This is a genomic window from Nonomuraea sp. NPDC050451 (assembly GCF_044458585.1).
Map to the genome: position 1 here is coordinate 675,850 of NZ_JBITHZ010000004.1, position 20,348 is coordinate 696,197.

At 71.3% G+C, this 20,348-nt stretch carries 15 protein-coding genes; 8 read left to right on the forward strand and 7 right to left on the reverse strand.

Going from position 1 to position 20,348, the window contains the following annotated elements:
* Positions 1-30: 30 nt before the first annotated feature.
* Entirely contained in the window at positions 31-3,099 is a 3,069-nt protein-coding gene (locus ACIBI9_RS18095) for a glycosyl hydrolase 115 family protein (RefSeq protein WP_397223244.1), read from the reverse strand.
* Between the two features lie 221 nt (positions 3,100-3,320).
* On the opposite strand from ACIBI9_RS18095, the gene ACIBI9_RS18100 reads away from it, so the two are divergent.
* The gene (locus ACIBI9_RS18100) at positions 3,321-4,511 is read left to right on the forward strand and encodes an Ig-like domain-containing protein (protein ID WP_397223245.1); all 1,191 of its coding nucleotides are present in this window, start codon (positions 3,321-3,323) and stop codon (positions 4,509-4,511) included.
* Positions 4,512-4,717: 206 nt separating this feature from the next.
* Here the strand turns inward: ACIBI9_RS18100 and ACIBI9_RS18105 are convergent, their stop codons facing one another.
* Together ACIBI9_RS18105 and ACIBI9_RS18110 are read right to left on the reverse strand one after the other, a co-directional pair.
* Positions 4,718-5,431: a response regulator gene (locus ACIBI9_RS18105; RefSeq protein ID WP_397223246.1), complete on the reverse strand. Its 714-nt coding sequence runs from the start codon at positions 5,429-5,431 to the stop codon at positions 4,718-4,720.
* Positions 5,428-6,549 (reverse strand): sensor histidine kinase, encoded by a 1,122-nt coding sequence (locus tag ACIBI9_RS18110; RefSeq protein WP_397223247.1) that lies wholly within the window; start codon positions 6,547-6,549, stop codon positions 5,428-5,430. The genes ACIBI9_RS18105 and ACIBI9_RS18110 overlap by 4 nt, the downstream gene beginning before the upstream one ends.
* A gap of 197 nt (positions 6,550-6,746) precedes the next feature.
* Here ACIBI9_RS18110 and ACIBI9_RS18115 point away from each other — a divergent pair, with 197 nt between their 5' ends.
* From ACIBI9_RS18115 to ACIBI9_RS18125, 3 genes are all read left to right on the forward strand, one after another.
* Entirely contained in the window at positions 6,747-7,145 is a 399-nt protein-coding gene (locus tag ACIBI9_RS18115) for a hypothetical protein (RefSeq protein WP_397223248.1), read from the forward strand.
* On the forward strand, positions 7,142-8,611 hold the full coding sequence (locus ACIBI9_RS18120) for a multicopper oxidase family protein (protein ID WP_397223249.1): 1,470 nt from the start codon (positions 7,142-7,144) through the stop codon (positions 8,609-8,611). The genes ACIBI9_RS18115 and ACIBI9_RS18120 overlap by 4 nt, the downstream gene beginning before the upstream one ends.
* Positions 8,612-8,683: 72 nt before the next feature.
* A complete protein-coding gene (locus tag ACIBI9_RS18125) occupies positions 8,684-9,559 on the forward strand; it encodes a fumarylacetoacetate hydrolase family protein (RefSeq protein WP_397223250.1) in 876 nt (291 codons plus the stop codon).
* A 42-nt stretch (positions 9,560-9,601) separates the two neighbouring features.
* Here the strand turns inward: ACIBI9_RS18125 and ACIBI9_RS18130 are convergent, their stop codons facing one another.
* Positions 9,602-11,587, reverse strand: coding sequence for a glycosyl hydrolase family 28-related protein (locus tag ACIBI9_RS18130; protein WP_397223251.1), 1,986 nt, complete (start codon positions 11,585-11,587; stop codon positions 9,602-9,604).
* 162 nt (positions 11,588-11,749) lie between these two features.
* On the opposite strand from ACIBI9_RS18130, the gene ACIBI9_RS18135 reads away from it, so the two are divergent.
* Genes ACIBI9_RS18135 through ACIBI9_RS18150 form a run of 4 tightly spaced genes read left to right on the forward strand, consistent with a single transcriptional unit; the run spans position 11,750 to position 15,653 of the window.
* Positions 11,750-12,784, forward strand: a complete 1,035-nt coding sequence (locus ACIBI9_RS18135; RefSeq protein ID WP_397223252.1) for an ABC transporter ATP-binding protein — start codon at positions 11,750-11,752, stop codon at positions 12,782-12,784.
* 9 nt (positions 12,785-12,793) lie between these two features.
* Positions 12,794-13,996 (forward strand): ABC transporter substrate-binding protein, encoded by a 1,203-nt coding sequence (locus tag ACIBI9_RS18140; protein WP_397223253.1) that lies wholly within the window; start codon positions 12,794-12,796, stop codon positions 13,994-13,996.
* Positions 13,993-14,850 (forward strand): ABC transporter permease, encoded by an 858-nt coding sequence (locus ACIBI9_RS18145; protein ID WP_397223254.1) that lies wholly within the window; start codon positions 13,993-13,995, stop codon positions 14,848-14,850. The genes ACIBI9_RS18140 and ACIBI9_RS18145 overlap by 4 nt, the downstream gene beginning before the upstream one ends.
* Positions 14,847-15,653: an ABC transporter permease gene (locus ACIBI9_RS18150; RefSeq protein ID WP_397223255.1), complete on the forward strand. Its 807-nt coding sequence runs from the start codon at positions 14,847-14,849 to the stop codon at positions 15,651-15,653. Before ACIBI9_RS18145 ends, ACIBI9_RS18150 begins: the two co-directional genes overlap by 4 nt.
* A 36-nt stretch (positions 15,654-15,689) precedes the next feature.
* Here the strand turns inward: ACIBI9_RS18150 and ACIBI9_RS18155 are convergent, their stop codons facing one another.
* The 3 genes from ACIBI9_RS18155 to ACIBI9_RS18165 are packed head-to-tail and all read right to left on the reverse strand — an operon-like array spanning position 15,690 to position 20,346.
* Positions 15,690-17,915 carry a family 43 glycosylhydrolase gene (locus tag ACIBI9_RS18155; protein ID WP_397223256.1) on the reverse strand — a complete coding sequence of 742 codons (2,226 nt, stop codon included), beginning with the start codon at positions 17,913-17,915 and terminating at the stop codon, positions 15,690-15,692.
* The gene (locus ACIBI9_RS18160; RefSeq protein ID WP_397223257.1) at positions 17,912-19,381 is read right to left on the reverse strand and encodes a sulfatase-like hydrolase/transferase; all 1,470 of its coding nucleotides are present in this window, start codon (positions 19,379-19,381) and stop codon (positions 17,912-17,914) included. The genes ACIBI9_RS18155 and ACIBI9_RS18160 overlap by 4 nt, the downstream gene beginning before the upstream one ends.
* Positions 19,378-20,346 (reverse strand): aliphatic sulfonate ABC transporter substrate-binding protein, encoded by a 969-nt coding sequence (locus ACIBI9_RS18165; protein ID WP_397223258.1) that lies wholly within the window; start codon positions 20,344-20,346, stop codon positions 19,378-19,380. Before ACIBI9_RS18165 ends, ACIBI9_RS18160 begins: the two co-directional genes overlap by 4 nt.
* Positions 20,347-20,348: the final 2 nt, after the last annotated feature.

A 20,348-nucleotide genomic window follows, 5' to 3' on the forward strand; every position in this document is an offset into this window, starting at 1 on the left:
TGATTGCCCGGGGCGGATGGCGCGGCAATCTCACACGCGGCGGCTCTCCGGCGGGCCCAGATAGCTGGGCAGCACGCCGCCGGTGTCCACGACGATCCGCTGGAGCACGACGGTCGGGTCGACCATCCAGAACTTCACGACGTGGACGCCGGGCGTCGCGACCGTATGGGTGGTCGTGGTGACGTTGACGTTGTCGGAGGTGTTGCGCTCCCACTGGCGGTTCATGGTGGTGTCGTTGGCGCCGGTGGCGGTCGTGACGTTCACCCGCTGGGGCGGCTGGTCGTCGATGGACACGGCGTAGGTGAGGCCGTCGGCCGGCAGCACGTTGTTCCTGGGCGACAGCAGCACCGACACCTTCACCTGGCCGGTCGTGAACAGGGTCGTCGTGTACTCCAGCCGCGGGCTGCCGCCGCCGGGCGTCTGCCGCGGGGCGGTCACCGGGAGCGGGGTCACGCCGTCCGACGTCCTGCCGAGGCCGGGGATCACCCGCCACGGGCCGACGGCCCTGCTGTAGTGGCCGGCCTCGATCGCGACGTGGCCGCCCGCCTCGACGAAGCCCCTGGGCCGGGTGGCCGGGTTGTCGATGACGGCCTTCACGGTCACCTGCCGGCCCGCCCCCGTGACGGTGATGGGGACCTCGGTCCTGCCCTTGGGGGCGCGCGAGTAGTCCACCTTCACCGTCACCCGCACCTGGTCGGTGACCGTGCCGGACTTCGGGGTGACGCTCACCCAGGGCTGGGCGGGCGTGACGGTGTAGCCGAACGGGGTGGTGCCGCGGTTGAACACCTCGACGTACTGCGCCGGATATGCCTGGTACGGGCTGAACGCCGGGAGCACGGCCTCGCCGGTCGCCTCCGGCCACCACCGGTCGGAGCCGTCGATCGCGACGCCCAGCTCCGCGGCCTCGGGGACCTGCGTGCGGACGAGGTGCGGGTAGAAGGCGTCGGGCAGGGCCACGTTGTCCTTCTCCGGCTGCTGCCACGGCGCGTTCGGGCCGTACCGCTCGACGTCGCCGTACCCGATCTTGGGCTGCAGCTGGAAGTCCTTCCACTTCCCGCCGGCGAGCTCGCCGTAGTGGGCGTTCATGGCCTGGTCCGCGTCGAAGCGGGCCTGGGCGAGGTCCGCCCGGGCGTTGGCGGCGGCCCTGCCCTGCCGGGCGTAGAGGAGGTTGGTGAACTGGGCGCGGCGCAGCTCGTACAGGTTGGCGGTGGCCTTCACCTGGTAGTGGACGAGCTGGTAGTAGGCGTCGTCGTAGCCGGGCGGCAGATTTTTCCGGATTTTTTCGGCTTTGTCGGCCAGGTGCTGCCACTCCGCCACGACCCGGTCCATCTCGCGGTAGCTGGTCAGGCTGAACGGGGTGTCGTCGTCGTACCTGATGCCGGCGGGCGCGGCCGGGTCCAGGCTGATGCGGCGGTTCAGCAGCTCGGGCTTGCGGCGGGCCTGGAGCCTGCCGTACTCGTGCAGGACCTCGGCGATCTCCGCGGCCCGCTCCGGCCCGAAACTCTGCGCCGCGTACGCCTGCTCCCAGTCGTCCAGCCTCTCCAGCGGCAGCCTGGCGGGGTCCCAGGCGTAGTCGAGGAAGAACTGCAGCGGCAGCTCCTCGTTCTTCATGTCGCCCACGTTGACGACCCAGAGCCGGTCCACGCCGTAGGAGTAGGCGAGGTCGAGCTGTTCCCACGTGCCGGCCAGGTTGATCGTGTCGACCCACTTGTAGTTGCGGCCGCCGCCGACGTAGTCGAAGTGGTAGTACATGCCGTAGCCGCCGGCCCGCTTCGGGAGCGACTGGTCGGGCAGCTTGCGCAGGTTGCCCCAGTTGTCGTCGCAGAAGACCACGGTCACGTCGTCCGGCGGGCGCAGGCCCTGGTCCCAGTAGCGCTGCACCTCCTTGTAGAGGGTCTGCACCTGCGGGATGCTCTCCAGGTCCTCGCCGCTCTCGCGGGCCAGGATCTCGCGCTGGCTCTCGAGGATGCTCCGCATCAGCTCGATGCCGTCGCCGTCGGGCAGGCTCACGTCGCCGTTGCCGCGCATGCCGAGCGTGACGACGCCCTCGAAGCCCTGCTCCCTCATCCTGCGGATGCCGTCGGCCCAGTACTTCTTGATGGCCTCGCCGTTGCGGCGGAAGCTCCACTCGCCGGTCCCGCCGTACGGGTCGTGGCCGGGGGTGACGATGTTCCCCTGCGAGTCGCGTACGGCGGCGACCGCATGGCGGTTCCACTCCTCGATGCCCCGCATCATGGGGGCCTCGTGGGAGGTGCCCATGACGACGCCGTACTCGGAGGCGATCCGGTGGTTGTCCGGATCGTCCTCGGCGAAGGCCCGGCCCCAGACCGCCGGCCACAGGTAGTTGGCCCTGAGCCGGAGCATGACCTCGAAGACCTTGGCGTAGAACGCGCCGTTGAAGCCGCCGGGGTAGCCCTGGGCCTTGCCCGGGCCGAAGTGGCGGGGCGCCCAGGTGCCGAGGTTCGGGTTCTCGTCGTTGATGAAGAAGCCCCGGTACTTCACCTTCGGCGTGCCCTGGGTGTGCCGTCCCGGCAGCACGTACAGGGCGTCCCGGTGGCGGGCGGGCACGTCGTCCCACCAGTACCAGGGGGAGACGCCGATCTGCTTGGAGACGTCGTACACGCCGTAGACCGTGCCCCGCTGGTCGCTGCCGGCGATCACGAACGCGCGCCGCACGCCGGGCACGGGATTCTGCACGACCTGCTCCAGCGAGGTCTCCCACTTGCCGGCGATGCCCGAGACGTCCAGCTTGCCGGTGCTGATCAGGCGGTCGATGAGCGGGCTGCGGCCGATGGTGCCGACCAGCACCACGTCGTCCCGGCTCGGGACCTCGTCCTTCGCCAGGGCCGGCCGCACGCCGGTGACGCGCTCGATGTCGGCCTGGAGGTCACCCGCCACGCGGACGACGCCCGCGTGGTCGCCCGCGCTGACCACGATCGGCGCCGCCCGGCCGGCGGCCACGAGGGGGAAGCGCCCCGGGCCCGCGGAGCCCGATATGTACGTGCCGGGCGCCTGCGCCTGGGCGGGTGACGACGGGACGGCGGCGGTCGCGGCGGCCACCACCGCGACCGACAGCAGGATCCTGGAGAGCTTCGTCATGTCGCGATCTCCGGCGGGATGAGGGCGGCTGAAACTTTCGCGAGCAGGGGGAAAATTTCGGACCCGAGTCAAGCGGATGTTAAACCGCCTTCACAAGATCGGTCAATGCGCTGCCGGGGCGCCGCATGCCGGGTGCAGTTCGGGGCAGAACTGCACCGGGCTATAGAAATGCCATCTAGTGTGAAATGTCCCTATTTGTCAGGTTGTGGGAGGCATCAGCGATGCGGAACGGCCGGACCGTACTCGTCGGCACCTTCACCGCGGCCCTGCTCATGGCCGCCGGCTGCAGCTCGGGCGGCGGTCCGGGCGGCGGCCCGGGCGCGCCCGGTAAGTCGCAGGAGCAGGCCCCGGTGGCCAAGCTGGCGATCACACCGGCGAACGGCACGAAGAAGGTGCCCCCGGACACCGGGGTCAGCGTCAAGGCCACCGACGGCAAGGTCACCAAGCTGACCGTCGCCGACGCCAAGGGGCGTGAGGTGCGCGGGACCCTGGGCGCGGACGGGACGTGGCACCCCAGGTGGCCGTTGCGGCCCTCGACGGCGTACACGGTGAGCGCGCAGGCGACCGGCACGGACGGCAAGCCCGTCACCGCCCAGGTCACGTTCACCACCCTCAAGCCGAAGCGGGTGCTGGAGAGCGGCATGTCCCCGCTGGACGGCGAGAAGGTCGGCGTCGGCATGCCCGTCCAGCTCCTGCTGTCGCGACCCGTGACCGCCCAGGAAGACCGGGCCGCGGTCGAGAAGTCGCTGGTGGTGCGGATGTCCAAGCCGGTCGAGGGCGCCTGGAGCTGGGTGAGCGACCGCGAGGTGCAATTCAGGCCGCGCGAGTACTGGCCGGTCGGCGAGAAGGTCACCGTGGTCGCGCACCTGGCAGGGCTGCGGGCGGGGCAGGACGTGTGGGGCACCAAGGACCGCAGCCTGACGTTCACCGTCGGCCCTGAGCACATCACCCAGGTCAGCAACAAGACCCACCAGGCGGTCGTGCGGGAGAACGGCGAGGTCGTCAAGACCATCCCGGTCAGCCTGGGCAAGCCCGGGGACGACAGCTGGTCCGGTGTCATGATCGCCCAGGAGAAGGCCGCGGAGACCCTCATGGACTCGGCCACCATCGGCAAGCCGGGCGAATATCGCATCCGCACCAAGTGGAACGTCCGGATGACCTACAGCGGCACGTTCTTCCACGCCGCCCCCTGGTCGACCGGCGCGCAGGGCAACAGCAACGTCAGCCACGGCTGCGTGAACGCCAGCCCGGCCAACGCCCGCTGGTTCTACGAGTTCACCCAGCGAGGGGACATCATCGAGGTCAAGGGGACGTCGCGGAAGCTGCGCTTCGGCAACGGGCCGACGCCCTGGGCGAAGTCGTGGGACGACTGGCTGGCGGGCAGCGCCCTGGGCAAGCCGGTCAACGGCTAGCCGCCGTCCTGGATCACCCTGTTACGTCACCATCCGGGCCGGGCATGGTCTGGGAGGCACACTGGAAGTGTCATCGCCGTCGAGGGAAGGGCGTTGTGATACTGAGTGCCGAATGACGGAATCGGACGGGGGATGGCCCGGCTTCCCGCCGTGGCCCTGTGGCTGCTGGTCTGGCTGTTGAACGTCTACGAGTTCCTGCTGGCGATCTAGGCGCTCGTCCCCGGGACCACCAGGCCGGACTCGTACGCGACGACGACCAGCTGCGCCCTGTCACGCACGCCTAGCTTGGTCATCGACCTGCTCACGTGGGTCTTGGCGGTGGCACCGCTGATCACCAGGTGCTCGGCGATCTCCTCGTTGGACATGCCCCGGGCCACCAGGGTCACGATCTCGCGTTCGCGGTCGGTCAGGCGTTCGAGGCCGGGCGCCGGAGTGGGGCGGGGAGGGGTGCTGACGTACTCCTCGATCAGGCGGCGGGTCACCGAGGGCGACAGGAGCGCGTCGCCGCGGGCGGCCACCCGCACCGACTGCAGCAGGTCGCCGGGCTCGATGTCCTTGAGCAGGAAGCCGCTGGCCCCGGCCCGCAGCGCGGCGAAGACGTATTCGTCGAGCGCGTAGTTCGTGAGGATCACCACGCGGACGCCGTCGAGGTCGGGGGCGGCGCCGATCCTGCGGGTGGCCTGGATGCCGTCGAGCAGCGGCATGCGCACGTCGAGCAGCGCCACGTCCGGGAGCAGGCGCCTGGCCAGCTCCACGGCCTCCACGCCGTTGGCCGCCTCGCCGACCACGGTGATGTCGTCGGTGAGCTCCAGCAGCGCCCGGAAACCCGCGCGGATCAGCGGCTGGTCGTCCGCCAGCAGGACCCTGATGACACCGGAACCCGCCGTCATGCCGGGACCCGCCCCGTCGGCCGCCGTCATGCCGGGACCCGGACGGGCAGCTCGGCGCGGACCGCGAAGCCGCCGTTCTCGTGGGGGCCCGCGGTGAGCGAGCCGCCGATGGCGACCGCGCGCTCGCGCATCCCGATCAACCCCATCCCCGGCCCGGCGGTGCCCGCCTCGCCGTCGTTCTCCACCCGCAGCACGATCTTCGAGGGATCGTATTCGACCGCGAGCGTGACCGTGGCGGCGCCCGCGTGGCGCAGCACGTTGGTCAGCGCCTCCTGGGCGATGCGGTATGCGGCCCGGTCCACCTCGGGCGGCAGCGCGTACGGCGTCCCGGCCACGGTGTGCGCCACCCGCAGCCCCGCGCCCTCGGCCCTGGAGAGCAGGCGCGGCAGCCTGGACAGCCCCGCCTCCTCCGGCTCGCTCTGGCGCAGCACGCCCAGCGTGGCCCGCAGCTCGTGCATCGCCTCGTGCCCCGACTCCTTGATCGCGGCCAGCGCCTGCCTGACCCGCGCCGGGTCGCGCTCCAGCAACTGCATGGCCACCGCCACCTGGACGTTGACCACGGAAATGCTGTGGGTGAGCGAGTCGTGCAGCTCCTGCGCGATCCACAGCCGCTCCTCGCCGGCCCGGCGCAGCGCCGCCTCCTCGCGGGTGCGCTCGGCCTCCTCGGCGCGCTGCTCCACGGCCCGCAGGTACGCGCGGCGGTGCCGGGTCAGCTCGCCGATCACCACCATGGCCACCAGCCACCCGCTCAGCAGCCCCATCCAGCTCCCCGGGGGCGGATCGTCCTCGGCGATCGCCATGAGCCCGTAGATCCCCGTGGCCAGCGCCAGCGACAGCCAGATCGCCGCCTTGCGGCGGCCGAGCGCGGCCAGCGTGTAGATCGAGGCCAGCGCGGGCGCGGAGGCGAACACGCCCGGGTAGTGCAGCGCGTAGTAGACGACCCCGGCGGCCGCCGCGACCGCGCCGGCGGCCAGCGGCGCGGTGCGCCGGAAGGCCAGCGTCAGCGACGCGACCACGATCAGCGTCACGCCCGCCGGGTCGAGGGGGCGCTCCAGCGGGCCGGTCCACGAGAGGTTCGCGTAGGTCCCGCCCATGATCGCCGCCAGGGCGCCCGCCGCGACGAGCGCGTCCGTTCTCCGGCTGTCCATGCTCACAAGGTAGGCGACCCGGCCCGGGCCGGTCGTCGCCCCACGGTCGTATGTTCGCGGCCTCGGTGCAGGCCCGGTGTCATCCCACGGTCGTACGTTCGCGGCCCCGGACGGGCGGCGTACTCCACGGGGCGTATGCCGGGAAGCCCTCCCACGTGGGACGCGGCTCCAGGGGGCCTGCCTGGAGCATTCCGTGCATGACCGCATCACCCTCCGCTCCGCCCGGCTGGATCGTCTGGTCGCTGCGCGTGCTCGCCACCGCACACCTGGCCGGAGTGCTCGGGCAGGCCGCGCTGGCCGGGCTCTTCGCCACCGGCGACGTCGACCTGCTGGCCTGGCACCAGAACAACGCCGGGTTCACCCACGCCCTGCTCTACCTGCAGCTGGTGGCCGCCGTCCTGCTGTGGCGGCCGGGACGGGGGCCGGGATGGCCGGCGCTGGCCAGTCTGGGGCTCGTGGCCCTGGAGACGGTGCAGGTGGCGCTGGGACAGTGGCGGGTGCTGGGGCTGCACTTCCCGATCGGCATGGCGATCTTCGGACTGTCCGCCGTCTTCGCCGTCTGGACCTGGCGCGCCTACCGCCCGAGCGCCGCATGAGCGCCCTGACCAGGCGGGGGTTCCTCGGGGTGCTGGGCGGGGCCGCGCTGGCCGCCGCCGGGTGCGCCGAGATCTCGGGAGAGCTGCTGCGCAGCCGGCTGACCCTGCCCCGGCCGTTCACCGTGCCGCTCCCGATCCCCGAGGTCGCCCGCCCGGTACGCCCCGGCCGCTACGAGGTGACGCAGCGGGCCGCCAGGATCGAGATCATCCCCGGGACGGCCACCGAGGTCCTGGGCTACGGCGGGACCTTCCCCGGGCCCACGTTCGACCTGCGGCGCGGCAGCCGCGTCACGGTCGCCGTGCGCAACGAGCTGAGCGTGCCCACCTCCACCCACCTGCACGGCGGCGTCACCCCGCCCGGCTCCGACGGCTACCCGACCGACCTCGTGGCGCCCGGAGGCGGGACGAAGGACTACGACTACCCGCTGGAGCAGCGGGCCGCCACGCTCTGGTACCACGACCACCGGATGGACTTCACGGGGCCGCAGGTGTGGCGGGGGCTGGCCGGGATGGTGCTGGTGCGCGACGAGGAGGAGGACGCGCTGCCGCTGCCGAGGGGGGAGCGGGAGCTGCCGTTGATGATCTGCGACCGGGCGTTCGACGAGGACGGCTCCTTCCGGTACCCGAGCCCGCCCGGCGGCGGTCACACGGGTCACATGGGGATGGGCGGCGGCGGCCACATGGCCGCGGTCGACGGTGACTACATGGAAGGCGTCGAGGGGGACGTGATCCTCGTCAACGGGGCGCCCTGGCCGGTGGCCGAGGTGACGGCCACCCGCTACCGGCTGCGGCTGCTGAACGCCTCGAACGCCCGCCGCTACCGGCTCCGGCTCGCGCCGGGCGGCCGCTTCACGCAGATCGGGAGCGACTCCGGCCTGCTGGCCGCGCCGGTCGCGCACGACGAGCTCCCGATCTCGCCGGGCGAGCGGTACGACGTGGTGGTCGACTTCTCCGCCTACCCCGTCGGCACCGCGGTCACCCTCGTCAACACCCTCGCCGACGGCCCCGCCCGCAACGTCATGCGGTTCGTCGTCGCCCGCCGGGCCGCCGACGACACCGCCGTACCGGCCGTGCTGTCCCGCCCGCCCGGGCGCGTGGCGCCCGTGACCACCCGCAGGTTCGACTTCCGCAGATCATCGGAGGGGGTCTGGACGATCAACGGTCACCCCTACCGGCCGGGCGTCCCGCTGGCCCGGCCCCGGCTGGGCACCGCCGAGGTCTGGCGCCTGTCCAGCGACTTCCACCACCCCGTGCACGTCCACCTGGCCCACTTCCTGGTGCTGGCCAGGAACGGCCGGGCCCCCGCCGCCTCGGACGCGGGGTGGAAGGACACCGTGGACGTGCGCCCGTACGAGGTGGTGGACGTGCTGGCCCGCTTCGACGGCCACCGCGGCCGGTACATGCTCCACTGCCACAACCTGGAGCACGAGGACATGGCGATGATGGCCGACTTCGAGGTGATCTGACCCGCCAGAAACCTGCCCGGCCGGGTAGGGAAGACTCTCATCAGACTCGTCTGATGAGAATGAGGAGCAGGCATGCACATCGTACGGTTCGTCAGCCCCTTGACCGATGCCCCCGCGGTCGGCGTCGACGACGGCGAGCAGGTGGTGGAGCTGGCCGGCGTCACGACCGTGGCCGAACTGCTGCGGCTCCCGGTCGAGGGGCTGCGCGAGCGCCTGGCGGGGGCCGACGGGCCGGGCCACCCGTCCGCGTCCGTGTGGCGGCTCGCGCCGGTGGACGGGCTGATGGAGGTCTGGGCGGCCGGCGTGACGTACCGGCGCTCGCGCGAGGCACGGGTGCTGGAGAGCGAGCGCGCCGCCGACGTGTACGAGCTGGTCTACGACGCCGAGCGCCCCGAGCTGTTCTTCAAGTCGGTGGCCTGGAAGGTCTCGGGTGACGGCGGTCGCATCGCGGTGCGGTCGGACTCCGAGATCGACGTGCCGGAGCCGGAGCTCGGCCTGGTGCTGAACACGGCCGGGGAGACCGTCGGCTACACGGTCGTCGACGACGTGAGCTCGCGCACCATCGAGGGCGTCAACCCGCTGTACCTGCCGCAGGCCAAGATCTACCTGGGCGCCTGCGCGGTCGGCCCGGCGATCAGGCCCGTGTGGGAGGTCTCCGACCCGTACGCGCTGGACATCACGCTCACGATCGCCAGGGGCGGCGAGACGGTGTGGGACGGCAAGGCGTCCACGTCGGGCCTGCACCGGCGCCTCGACGAGCTGGCCGGCTACCTGTTCCGCGCCGACTCCTTCCCCGACGGCGCCGTGCTGGCCACCGGCACCAGCCTGGTGCCCGACCTGCCGTTCACGCTGCAGGACGGCGACACGGTGAAGATCGGCATCGCCGAGGTCGGCATCCTGACGACCACCGTGGTCAGGGGCCTGGAGGCCATGAGCCGGCCGGAGTGAGCCCCCGGCCGGGCCGGCGCGGCACAAAACGCGTCGGCCCGGTCACCAGGGGGACGGAGGCGGGGGCGCCGCGACCGGCGGACGGTCGTCGCAGGTGATGGTGTTCGGCAGGAGCCACGGCGCCAGCCAGGGCCCCGCCGCGCCACCACCGTCGTTCCCGCCGAGATCGGTCAGCGAGAACTCCGAGCCCGTGGGCGGGAAGCCGAACGAGCCGCAGTTGTTCACCCCGACCGCGCCCACGTTCCGCGCGTCCACGTTCTCGAACGTCGCCGACCCCTTCACCCGCGCGCTCACCACCGACGTCCCGGTCCCGTCGACCCGGATGTCCTTGAAGTGCACGTTCGTGATCGAGTACAGGTCCTTCACCGACCACTCGCTCACCAGCATGATCGCGTTGTACGTGTTGTCCAGGAAGTGGTTGCCGACCACCTGGACGTCCGCGGAGATGTCCCTCTCCAGCGCGTAGAACCAGATGGCTCCGAGCCCGATGTTCCAGTTCAGCTCGTACGTCCCCGACCTGACCGTGGTGTTTCCGGTGATCAGCAGCCGCCCGGTGAACGGCTCGGCGCCGAAGCGGGAGCCGACCTGGATGGCGCTGCCCTCCCTGACCGGGTCGGCCACGAGGTTGTTCGAGATCGTGTTGTCCCTGCCGCCGTAGACGGCGATGCCGTTGGCGAGCACGGGCGTCTGGACGGTGTTGTGGTCGAACGTGTTGCCGCTGTCGGCGCTCTTCTCCGACCACATGGCCAGCGCGTCGTCGCCGGTGTTGCGGATGAAGTTGTTCGACACGACGGAGCCGGTGACGCCGGTGTGGAAGTTCACGGCGTCGGCGATCTGGTCGACGATCACGTTGTTCGTGATCCGCACGTTCGTCATCGGCCCGTCGAACCACATGCCGACCTTGGTGTGCCGGATGTGCAGGCCGTCGATGGTGGAGTCGCTCATCGCGCCGCCGATCGCGTTCACCTGGTCGGTGTCGACGCGCTCCCGCACGTCCCCCTCGATGGCGAACCCCGACAGGTGCACGTTCCTGCTGCCGCCGGGCTTGCCGTAGAAGCCGACGCCCGTGTGGACCGAGCCGTCCGGCGCCGGGCTCCCGAGCGGGACCTCGTGGCCCTTGATGATCGTGTACCAGCTTCCCGCGCCCGTGATGGTGACGTCGTCCACGATGATGTGCCGGTTCACCTGGTACGTGCCCGGCGGGACGTACACCTCCAGCCGCTTGCGCTGGGCGAAGGCGATGGCCCGGTCGAACGCGTCCGACGATTCGCGCCGTCCGGACGGGTCGGCCCCGAACGCCAGCACGTTGGCCGCCGCGAGCCTGACCCGCGGCGGTCCCACGAGCTGGGAGTCCAGCAGGTCGACGACCGTCCACGCGGCGGCGCTCCCCGCGGGGGCCGTGAGGCGTACCCGGTCGCCCGCGCGGTACGTGCGGCCGAGCAGCAGGCGCTGCTCGTCGTAGAAGTGGTTCGGGCGGAACGGCTTCGCGATCACGGGTGGCGGCGTCGTGGCACTGGGCACGCACGCGCACTCGGTGATCCACCAGTCGGGGTGCAGCAGGCCGGCGCCGGGGTCGTTGGAGAAGGGGTACTGGTTGTACAGCCACGCGTACTGGGAGGTCAGCGTCATGGTCCGGCGGCCCTTGCCGTTGACCGTGACGTCGAGCGGCGCGGTGATGCCGCCCCCGCCGGGCGCGTCGGGGATGCTGTAGCGGACGGTGATCGCGTCGGCCGCGCGCGGCAGCGCGAACTCCACGTACTGGCCCGGCGCCAGCCGCACCGCCTTGCGGCCCGACGCCTCCGCGGGCAGCGTGTACGCGCTGCGGTCGGGGCCGATGACCGTGCCGTTCGTGACGGCGTTCTCCGCCTCCTGCTCCAGGAAGTCCACGGCGGCGCCCCGCCCCGCGACCAGCGCCGGATCGAGGGCCGCCCGCGTCACGACGGGCGCCGGTGCGGAGGAGGCGTGGGCCGGGGAAGCGGCGAGGGCCGTCGCGGCCGCGCATAAGACAGCCAGGACCGTGCGTGGCATCCGGTGCTCGTTTCTCTCGGGGGGTGAGGCGACAGTAGGCGCCCGCACACCGATACACAAGATGTTGTGAAGTAGTTTCGCAAATCTGCTGAGTTCTTGCGCTCACTTGCGTTCTGTTGCGGACCATGGCTTTGTCCGGGATGCGCATTTATGTTCATGAATATGAGCGAGACGGCCGTCGGGCTGCGCGGGCTGCGCAAGGAGTTCGGACCCGTCACGGCCGTCGACGGCGTCGACCTGGACGTGCGCGACGGGGAGTTCTTCGCCATGCTCGGGCCGTCCGGCTCGGGCAAGACCACCGTGCTGCGGCTGATCGCCGGATTCGAGGCGCCAACGGCGGGCCGCGTCGAGCTGGACGGCAGGGACGTGACCCGCCTGGCCCCCTTCGAGCGGGACGTCAACACCGTCTTCCAGGACTACGCGCTCTTCCCCCACATGAACGTGCTGGCCAACGTCGAGTACGGGCTGCGCGTGAAGAGGGTGCCGCGGGCCGAGCGGCGCGCGCGGGCACGGGACGCGCTGCGCTCCGTGCGCCTGGAGGGCTTCGAGGACCGGCGCCCGGCCCAGCTCTCCGGCGGCCAGCGGCAGCGCGTCGCGCTCGCCCGCGCACTGGTCAACCGCCCGCGCGTGCTGCTGCTGGACGAGCCGCTCGGCGCGCTCGACCTCAAGCTGCGCGAGGAGATGCAGGTCGAGCTGAAGGAACTGCAGCGCGAGGTCGGCATCACCTTCCTGTTCGTCACGCACGACCAGGAGGAGGCGTTGACGATGAGCGACCGGGTGGCCGTGTTCGACCGGGGCAGGATCGAGCAGGTTGGCACGCCGGCCGAGGTCTACGAGCGGCCCGCCACGGAGTTCGTGGCCGGGTTCGTGGGCACCTCGAACCTCATCTCCGGCGCGGCCGCCGAGAAGGTGCTCGGCCGCGCGGGCACCTACAGCATCCGCCCAGAGAAGCTGCGTGTCGCCCTCGACGGCGCCCCGGACGCCGGTCCGGGCGAGCAGTCGGCCGCGGGCACGATCGCGGAGATCGTGTACGCCGGCGCCGCCACCAGGTTCGTCGTGGACCTCGACGCCGGCGGCAGGCTGATCGCGCTCCAGCAGAACCTCCAGGTCTCGTCCATGGACGTGACGGGCCTGCGAGGTGCCCGCGTCCGGCTCGTGTGGCAGCGGCGGCACGAGTTCGCGATCACGTCCAGGTAAGGAGAGGACATGCGACCGAGCGGATCAGCGATCACTGTGGCGGCACTCGCGCTCGTCACCGCCTGCGGCGGCGGCCCCGCCACGACCGGCGGCGCGCCGGCGCCGGGCCAGAGCGGCTTCGTGCCGCCCAAGATCGACGCGCTGGGGAGCCTCGGCACGGGCGAGGGCCAGGTCAACCTCGTGGCCTGGGCCGGGTACGTCGAGGACGGCAGCAACGACCCCAAGGTCGACTGGGTCACCCCGTTCGAGCAGGCCACCGGGTGCCAGGTGAACACCAAGGTCGCGGGCACCTCGGACGAGATGGTCAACCTCATGAAGACCGGCGAGTACGACGCGGTCTCGGCCTCCGGCGACGCCTCGCTGCGGCTGATCGCGGCCGGCACGGTCGCGCCCGTCAACACCGGCCTGATCCCGAACTACGCGGACGTGTTCGACGGCCTGAAGGAGAAGCCGTGGAACTCGGTCGGCGGCGTCCCCTACGGCGTGCCGCACGGCCGCGGCGCCAACCTGCTGATGTGGCGCACCGACACCGTGAAGCCCGCGCCCGACTCGTGGAGCGTGGTGTTCGACCCGGCCTCGCCGTACAAGGGCAAGGTGACGGCCTACGACTCGCCCATCTACATCGCCGACGCGGCCGTCTACCTGATGGCGACCAGGCCGGAGCTCGGCGTCAAGAACCCGTACGCGCTGGACGACCGGCAGTTCCAGGCCGCGGTCGACCTGCTCAAGCAGCAGAAGCAGATCATCGGCGAGTACTGGTCCGACTACACCAAGGAGATCCAGGCGTTCAAGAGCGGCGACTCGGTGGTCGGCACCACCTGGCAGGTGATCGTCAACGTGGCGCAGGGCGAGAAGGCGCCGGTGCGGGCCACGCTGCCGAAGGAGGGCGCGACCGGCTGGTCGGACACGTGGATGGTGGCCGCCAAGGCCGCGCACCCCAACTGCGCGTACCTGTGGCTCGACCACATCATCTCGCCGAAGGCGAACGCCCAGGTGGCGGAGTACTTCGGGGAGGCGCCGTCGAACGCGAAGGCGTGCCAGGAGACCGCCGACCCCAAGCACTGCGAGACGTTCCACGCCACCGACGAGGCGTACTTCTCCAAGGTCCACTACTGGACGACGCCGATCGCGCAGTGCCTCGACGGGCGCACGGACGTGAAGTGCAAGGACTACGCCGAGTGGACGCGGGCCTGGACGGAGATCAAGGGGTGAGACCGGCCGCCCGGGGCCCGGCGCGGCGGTGGCTGGCGGGCTTCCTGCACCGCCGGGCCGGGGTGCGGCTGTCGCTGCTGCTGTCGGCGCCGCTGGCGTGGCTCGGGCTGGCGTACCTGGGTGCGTTGGCGGCGCTGTTCGTCACCGCGTTCTACACCACCGACACCTTCACCGGGGAACTCGTCAGGACGTTCACCTGGGCGAACTTCCGGGATCTCGTCACGGTCGAGGTCTACCGGACGGTCGCGCTGCGCTCGCTCGGCGTGGCGCTCGCAGTGACCGCGATCGACCTGGTGGTGGCCTTCCCGATGGCGTTCGCCATGGCCAAGCTGGCCTCGCCGCGGGCGCGACGCTGGCTGGTGATCGCGGTGCTGACGCCGCTGTGGGCGTCGTACCTGGTCAAGGCGTACGCGTGGCGGGTCCTGCTGTCCTCCGGCGGGTTGCTGGGGTGGGGGTTCGGGGTGACGGCGACGATCCTGACGCTGGCGTACCTGTGGCTGCCGTACATGATCCTGCCGATCTACGCGGGGCTCGAGCGGCTGCCGGACTCGCTGCTGGAGGCGGCGGGGGATCTCGGGGCGCGGTCGTGGCGGGTGTTCCGCACGGTGGTGTGGCCGCTGGCGTTCCCCGCCGTGGTCGCGGGGTCGATCTTCACCTTCTCGCTGTCGCTCGGCGACTACATCGCCGTCAAGATCGTCGGCGGGCGCAGCCAGCTCATCGGGAACGTCGTCTACGACAACATCGGGGCGGCCAACAACCTGCCGTTCGCCGCCGCGGTGGCGACCGTGCCCGTCGTGATCATGCTGGCGTACCTGGCGGCGGTGCGCCGTACCGGGGCCTTGGAGAACCTGTGAACCTTTCGCGCACGGCCCGGCTGCTGTTCCGCCTCGCGCTCTTCGCGGGGCTCGGCGTGATCTACGTGCCGCTGCTCGTCGTGCTGCTCAACTCCGTCAACGCCGACCGCACCTTCGGCTGGCCGCCCCCGGGGCTGACGACCCGCTGGTGGGGCGCGGCCTGGAACTCGTCGGGGGTGCGCGACGCGCTGTGGACGTCCGTGCAGGCGGGGCTGGGGGCGACGGCCGTCGCGCTGGTGCTGGGGACGATGGCGGCCTTCGCCGTGCAGCGCTACCGCTTCTTCGGGCGCGACACGGTCTCCCTCGTGATCATCCTGCCCATCGCCCTGCCGGGCATTGTGACCGGGATCGCGCTGAACAACGCCTTCCGCACCGTGCTGGAGCCGTTCGGGATCGGCCTGGGGCTGTTCACGGTGGTGGTGGGGCACGCCACGTTCTGCGTGGTGACGGTCTACAACAACGTGCTGGCGCGGCTGCGGCGGATGGGTGGCTCGCTGGAGGAGGCGTCGGCGGATCTGGGGGCGGACCCGTTCACCACCTTCCGGCTGGTGACCTTCCCGATGATGCGCTCGGCGCTGCTGGCGGGCGGGCTGCTGGCGTTCGCGCTGTCGTTCGACGAGATCATCGTCACGACCTTCACGGCGGGGGCGGGGGTGCGGACGCTGCCGATCTGGATCTTCGAGAACCTCTTCAGGCCGAACCAGGCGCCGGTGGTGAACGTGGTGGCCGCCGCGCTGATCGTCGCCTCGGTGGTGCCGGTCTACCTCGCCCAGCGACTGTCCACCGACGTGGGCGCCCACTGACCCGCCTTCAGGGGGCGCCCCACCGGGTGGCGCGGGTCAGTCGCGATAGGCGCGGACGTAGTCGAACTCGGCCAGGGCGCCCGACCGGTTCATGGAGATCAGCCCGATCCTGAGCGGCCCCTTCGCCGGAAGGGTCCACACGCCGTTGTGCACCCAGCGCCGGCCGTCCCGGCTGGTCGCCGCGCGCACCTCGTTCTCGCCGTTCGCCGCGTCGAAGTGGTACGACATCCGCAACCACATCGTCCCGGCCGCCGGCCCCCCGAACATCGGCCCGTTGAACACGGCGGTCGGCGGGGTGGTCGTCGGCCGCTCGCCCTCCTTGAGGAATTCGCTGACCTGCAGCAGCGCCCCGTTGCCACGCGCCAGCGGCAGCACCGAGTGGGCCATCTTGAAGTACCGGTCGTCGTTCTCGTACAGCACGAGCCCGGCCTGCTGGTTGCCCTGCGTCGGCGCGAAGTCCAGCTTCGCCTCGACCGTGTAGTCGCCCTGCGGCGCCTCCCGCAGCAGCACCGACGTCGTGTTGGTGCCCCGGTGCAGCTCGGCGTTCTGGGTGGGCCAGGACAGCACGCCGCCGGAGACGGCGACCCCGGGCGCCGGGCCGCGCACCCACTGCCACTTCGCGTCGATCGCCGTGCCGTCGAACTCGTCGCTGAAGTCCGGCAGCAGCTCACCGGGCGACGGCTCGGGCACCCGCCGCGTGACGGGCGTGTACAGCTCGGCGGCGCCCACGTTGTCGGCGTCTGCCGCGCCGCGCGCCACCGCGCCGACCGAGCCGGGGCGGGCGGCGGCCCGAGGCAGGGCGCGCCGCTGCTCCGCGACCGGATCGCCGAGCTTGTCGCCGCTCACCTGGACGGTCAGCCGGGTGTCGCGCAGCTCGGCGACCATGGTGTGCCAGGTGCCGAGGTCGAAACCGGCGGGCAGCGCGGTCACCTGCGTGCCGCGGCTCGTGCCGCCGATCACCACGTCGGTGACCAGGGCGTTGCGGTCCCTGTCGAGCCAGGCCACCACGTGGTTGTTCCGGTTGACGTGGGCGAGCGTGAGCCCGGCCGCGCCGGACGACACCCGCAGGTCCGCCTGCGCCCGCACGTCGGCGGCCGGCGTCTTCTTCGCCGAGACCACGTAGGAGAGGGCGCCCGTGTGGCTCGCGTACCCGTGGGTGTCCTGGCCGGTCCTGGCCTGCCAGCCGGGTCCGGCCTGCCAGCCGCTCAGGGAGCCGTCGCCGAAGGTGCCCCCGGCGTCGTACGAGGTGACCGGCGCGGGCTGGGCGCCCTCCGACGGCCCGGCCCCCGCGCGGACCACGGGCCAGCCGTCGATCCAGTCCAGCCGGTCGATCAGCAGCGGGCGCTTGGTCAGCCCCGACGGACCGTTGGTGATCGGCGGGAAGTCCGGGTCGGCCGTCGAGACGGCGTGGTAGACCAGCCAGTCCTGGCCGGACAGGTCCGTGACGAAGCCGCTGTGGCCCGGCCCGGCCCAGCGGTTGCCGTTCGCGCCGGCGACGATGGCGCCCTTGGTGGTCAGCTCCATCAGGTCCACGCCCTCGTCGTCCGTGAACGGGCCGAGCGGGCTGGTGGCGCGGCCGACCTTGACCTGGTAGCCGCTGTAGGAGCCGTCGCAGCAGCCGGCGTCGGAGTAGAACAGGTAGTAGAACCCGCCGCGGCGGACCACGTACCCGCCCTCCATCCGGCGGCCCCTGGCCACCTGCGTCACCGGGCCCTCGACGCGGGTGGCGTCGGCGTTCATCCGCGCGGCGCAGATGGTGTCGTAGCTGCCCCAGTACAGGTAGTGGCTGCCGTCCACGTCCGTGAACTGGGCCTGGTCGATGGTGTTCGTCGGGCACGCGTCCTGGGCGGCGGCCGGGAGCACGTCGCCCCGGTCGGTCCACGGCCCGGTCGGGCCGGGCGCGGTGACCAGGCCGACGTCGCCGGAGGCCAGCGAGTAGTAGAGGTAGTACTGGCCGTCGACGTAGCGGATGTCGGGGGCCCAGAGCCGGGCGCCGCCGTGCCAGGCGGGCTTGGTCTGCGGGGTGAAGACCTCGCCGGCGTACTCCCAGCTCACCAGGTCCTTGGAGCGCAGGATCGGCAGCATCCGCTCGCCGGCCTCGCCCTTGCTGCTGAACACCGGGTTCTGGGTGCCGTAGGCGTACCAGAGCCCGTCCCTGGCGTGGATGACGGTCGGGTCGGGGAGGGAGTCGACCACGCCGGCCGAGACCGGGTTGGTGAACAACCCGGACAGCAGGGCGGCGACGCCTAACAAGATCTTCATCCGGTGGTGCCCTCCTTCTCGAAAGCGCTCAGCGTGGGGTCGTAGTCCGAGGGGCCGATGTCGTACATCGGGGTCATCCAGTGGTAGAAGTTGTCGCCGCGCTCCCGCAGCAGGTCGTACAGCCTGCGCATCAGGCGGCGGCGGACCGGGGCCAGCTCCGGGTGGGTGTAGCGGTTGCTCAGCTCGTACGGGTCGGCGTGCAGGTCGTACAGCTCGTTGACCGACTCCGGGTTGACGACCAGCTTGTAGCGGTCCTCGCGGAGCATCCGCTGCGGGTAGGGGAAGTGGTGGCCGTGGAACTCGGCGAGCAGCTCGCCCGGCCACTCCGGACGCTCGCCGCGGACGAGGGGCACCAGGCTGCGGCTGTCCACCGCCGGCTTGGTGTCGCAGCCCGCCAGCTCCAGGATCGTCGCGGTGCAGTCGGTGAGCGTCACGAACTCGGTCCTGACCTGCGGTTCCGCGCCGGGGATGCGGACGATGCCGGGGATGCGGTAGATGTCCTCGTACATCGCCGGGCCCTTGTCGTGCAGCCGGTGCGCGCCGGTGAACTCGCCGTGGTCGGCGGTGAAGAAGACCGAGGTCTGATCCGACAGACCCAGCTCGTCGAGGCGGTCGAGGATCCGCCCGAGCTGCCGGTCGATCAGCGTCACGTAGCCCCAGTAGACCGCGATCAGCTTCCGCGTGACCTCGATCGGGATCGTGTCGAACGTCCAGTGCTCGCTGTAGTTGCGCTGCACCGGCGGCTTGCCCTCGAACGTCTCCGCGATCGACGGCGGCAGCTCGACCAGCGCCGGGTCGTACATGTCGAAGTACTCGTCCGGCAGCAGATAGGGCAGGTGCGGCCCGAAGAAGTGCGCGGCCAGGAAGAACGGCCGGCCGTCGGCCGCGTACCTGTCCAGGTGCTCGATGGCCCGGGTCGCCAGATAGTGCTCGAACGTGGCCTCCTCCGGCTGGTGCAGCCGGGCGGCCAGCAGGTTGCCCTGGTTGCCGTTGGGCGTGGTGCCCCGGATCAACTCCGAGATCCGGTACGGCGGCAGCCCCCGCTCCTCCAGGTACGCCAGGTAGTCGGGATGATCGACCGGGTTGTGCCAGCCGGGCAGGTCGGGCCCGTCGAAGCCGTAGGAGGCGGCGTTGCGCGTGGTGCCCCCGTGCCACTTGCCGATCAGCCCCAGCTGATAGTCGCGCTCCTTCAGCGCGGCGGGGAAGGTGAAGGCGTCCTCCCTCAGGTCCTCCAGGTAGCCGACGTTGCGCTCGTAGTTCGCCAGCAGCCGGTGCCGGAACGGCGCCTGCCCGGTGAGCAGGCTGGCCCGCGCCGGCGTGCAGATGGCCGTCGGCGTGTAGAACCGGTCGAACCGCGTGCCGGTCGCGGCCAGCCTGTCCAGGTTGGGCGTGGCCACGTGCGGGTTGCCGTAGCAGCCGAGGGTGTCGACGCGGTGCTGGTCGGTCATCAGGAACAGCAGGTTCACTTGCTGAACGCCTTCTCGTAGAGGTCGCCGGTGTAGTACGTGGCCGGGTCGGGCCGCGATTTGAGCTGGCCGGTGCCGACGAAGAAGTCGCCCAGGCTGTTCAGCCACTTGGCGACCGTGCCGTCCTTGGTCTTGGCGACCAGGTCGGCCGTCGTCATCGTCCGGACGTTGGCCGCGTCGGCCTTGACCTTGGCCGGGTCGAGCTTGAGCAGCGCGGCGGCCTCGGTGACCGCCTCGTCGGGGTGGGCGGCCCTCCAGTCGTTGGCCTCCTGCAGCACCTTGATGACCTTGCCGGTGAGCTCCTGGTCCACCTTGGCGCCGCCGACGAACGCGGTCGGGAACGAGTTGTCCGGGAACTCCTTGGTGCTGGCCACCTCCACCACGCCCGGCACCTTCTGCTTGATCGTGTCGATCAGCGGGTACCAGATGCCGGCGCCGTCGATCTGCCCGGCCGAGAACGCCGACACGACGGTGGCCGGGTCCATCGGCACCTTCTGGATGTCCTGGGCCGACATCCCGGCCTTCTTCAGCGCCAGGTTGAGCACCATGTCGCCGGACGTGCCCTCGGGCACGCCGACCTTCTTGCCCTTGAGGTCCCGCATGGTCGAGATGCCGGGACGGCCGATGACGCGGTCGGCGTACGCGAGCGTGTTGATCGCGACGACCTTGGCCTTGCCGGAGGCGGGCAGCCACATGGCGCCCGGGCCGATGTAGCCGAAGTCGAGGTCGCCCGCGCCGAGCGCCTGGATCTGCAGCGGCCCGTTGGTGAAGACCTTGATCTCGGGAGTGAGACCCTGCTTCTGCCACAGGCCCTGCTTGTTCGCGATCGCGAGCAGGCTGGCGCCGTTGTAGTCGCTGATGTAGCCGAAGCGGACCGTGGTGCCGTCGCCGGAGCAGGCGGTCACGGAGAGTCCCAGCACGGTCACCGCCGTGGCGGCCGTCAGGGCGCGGCGAAGAGAACGCATGG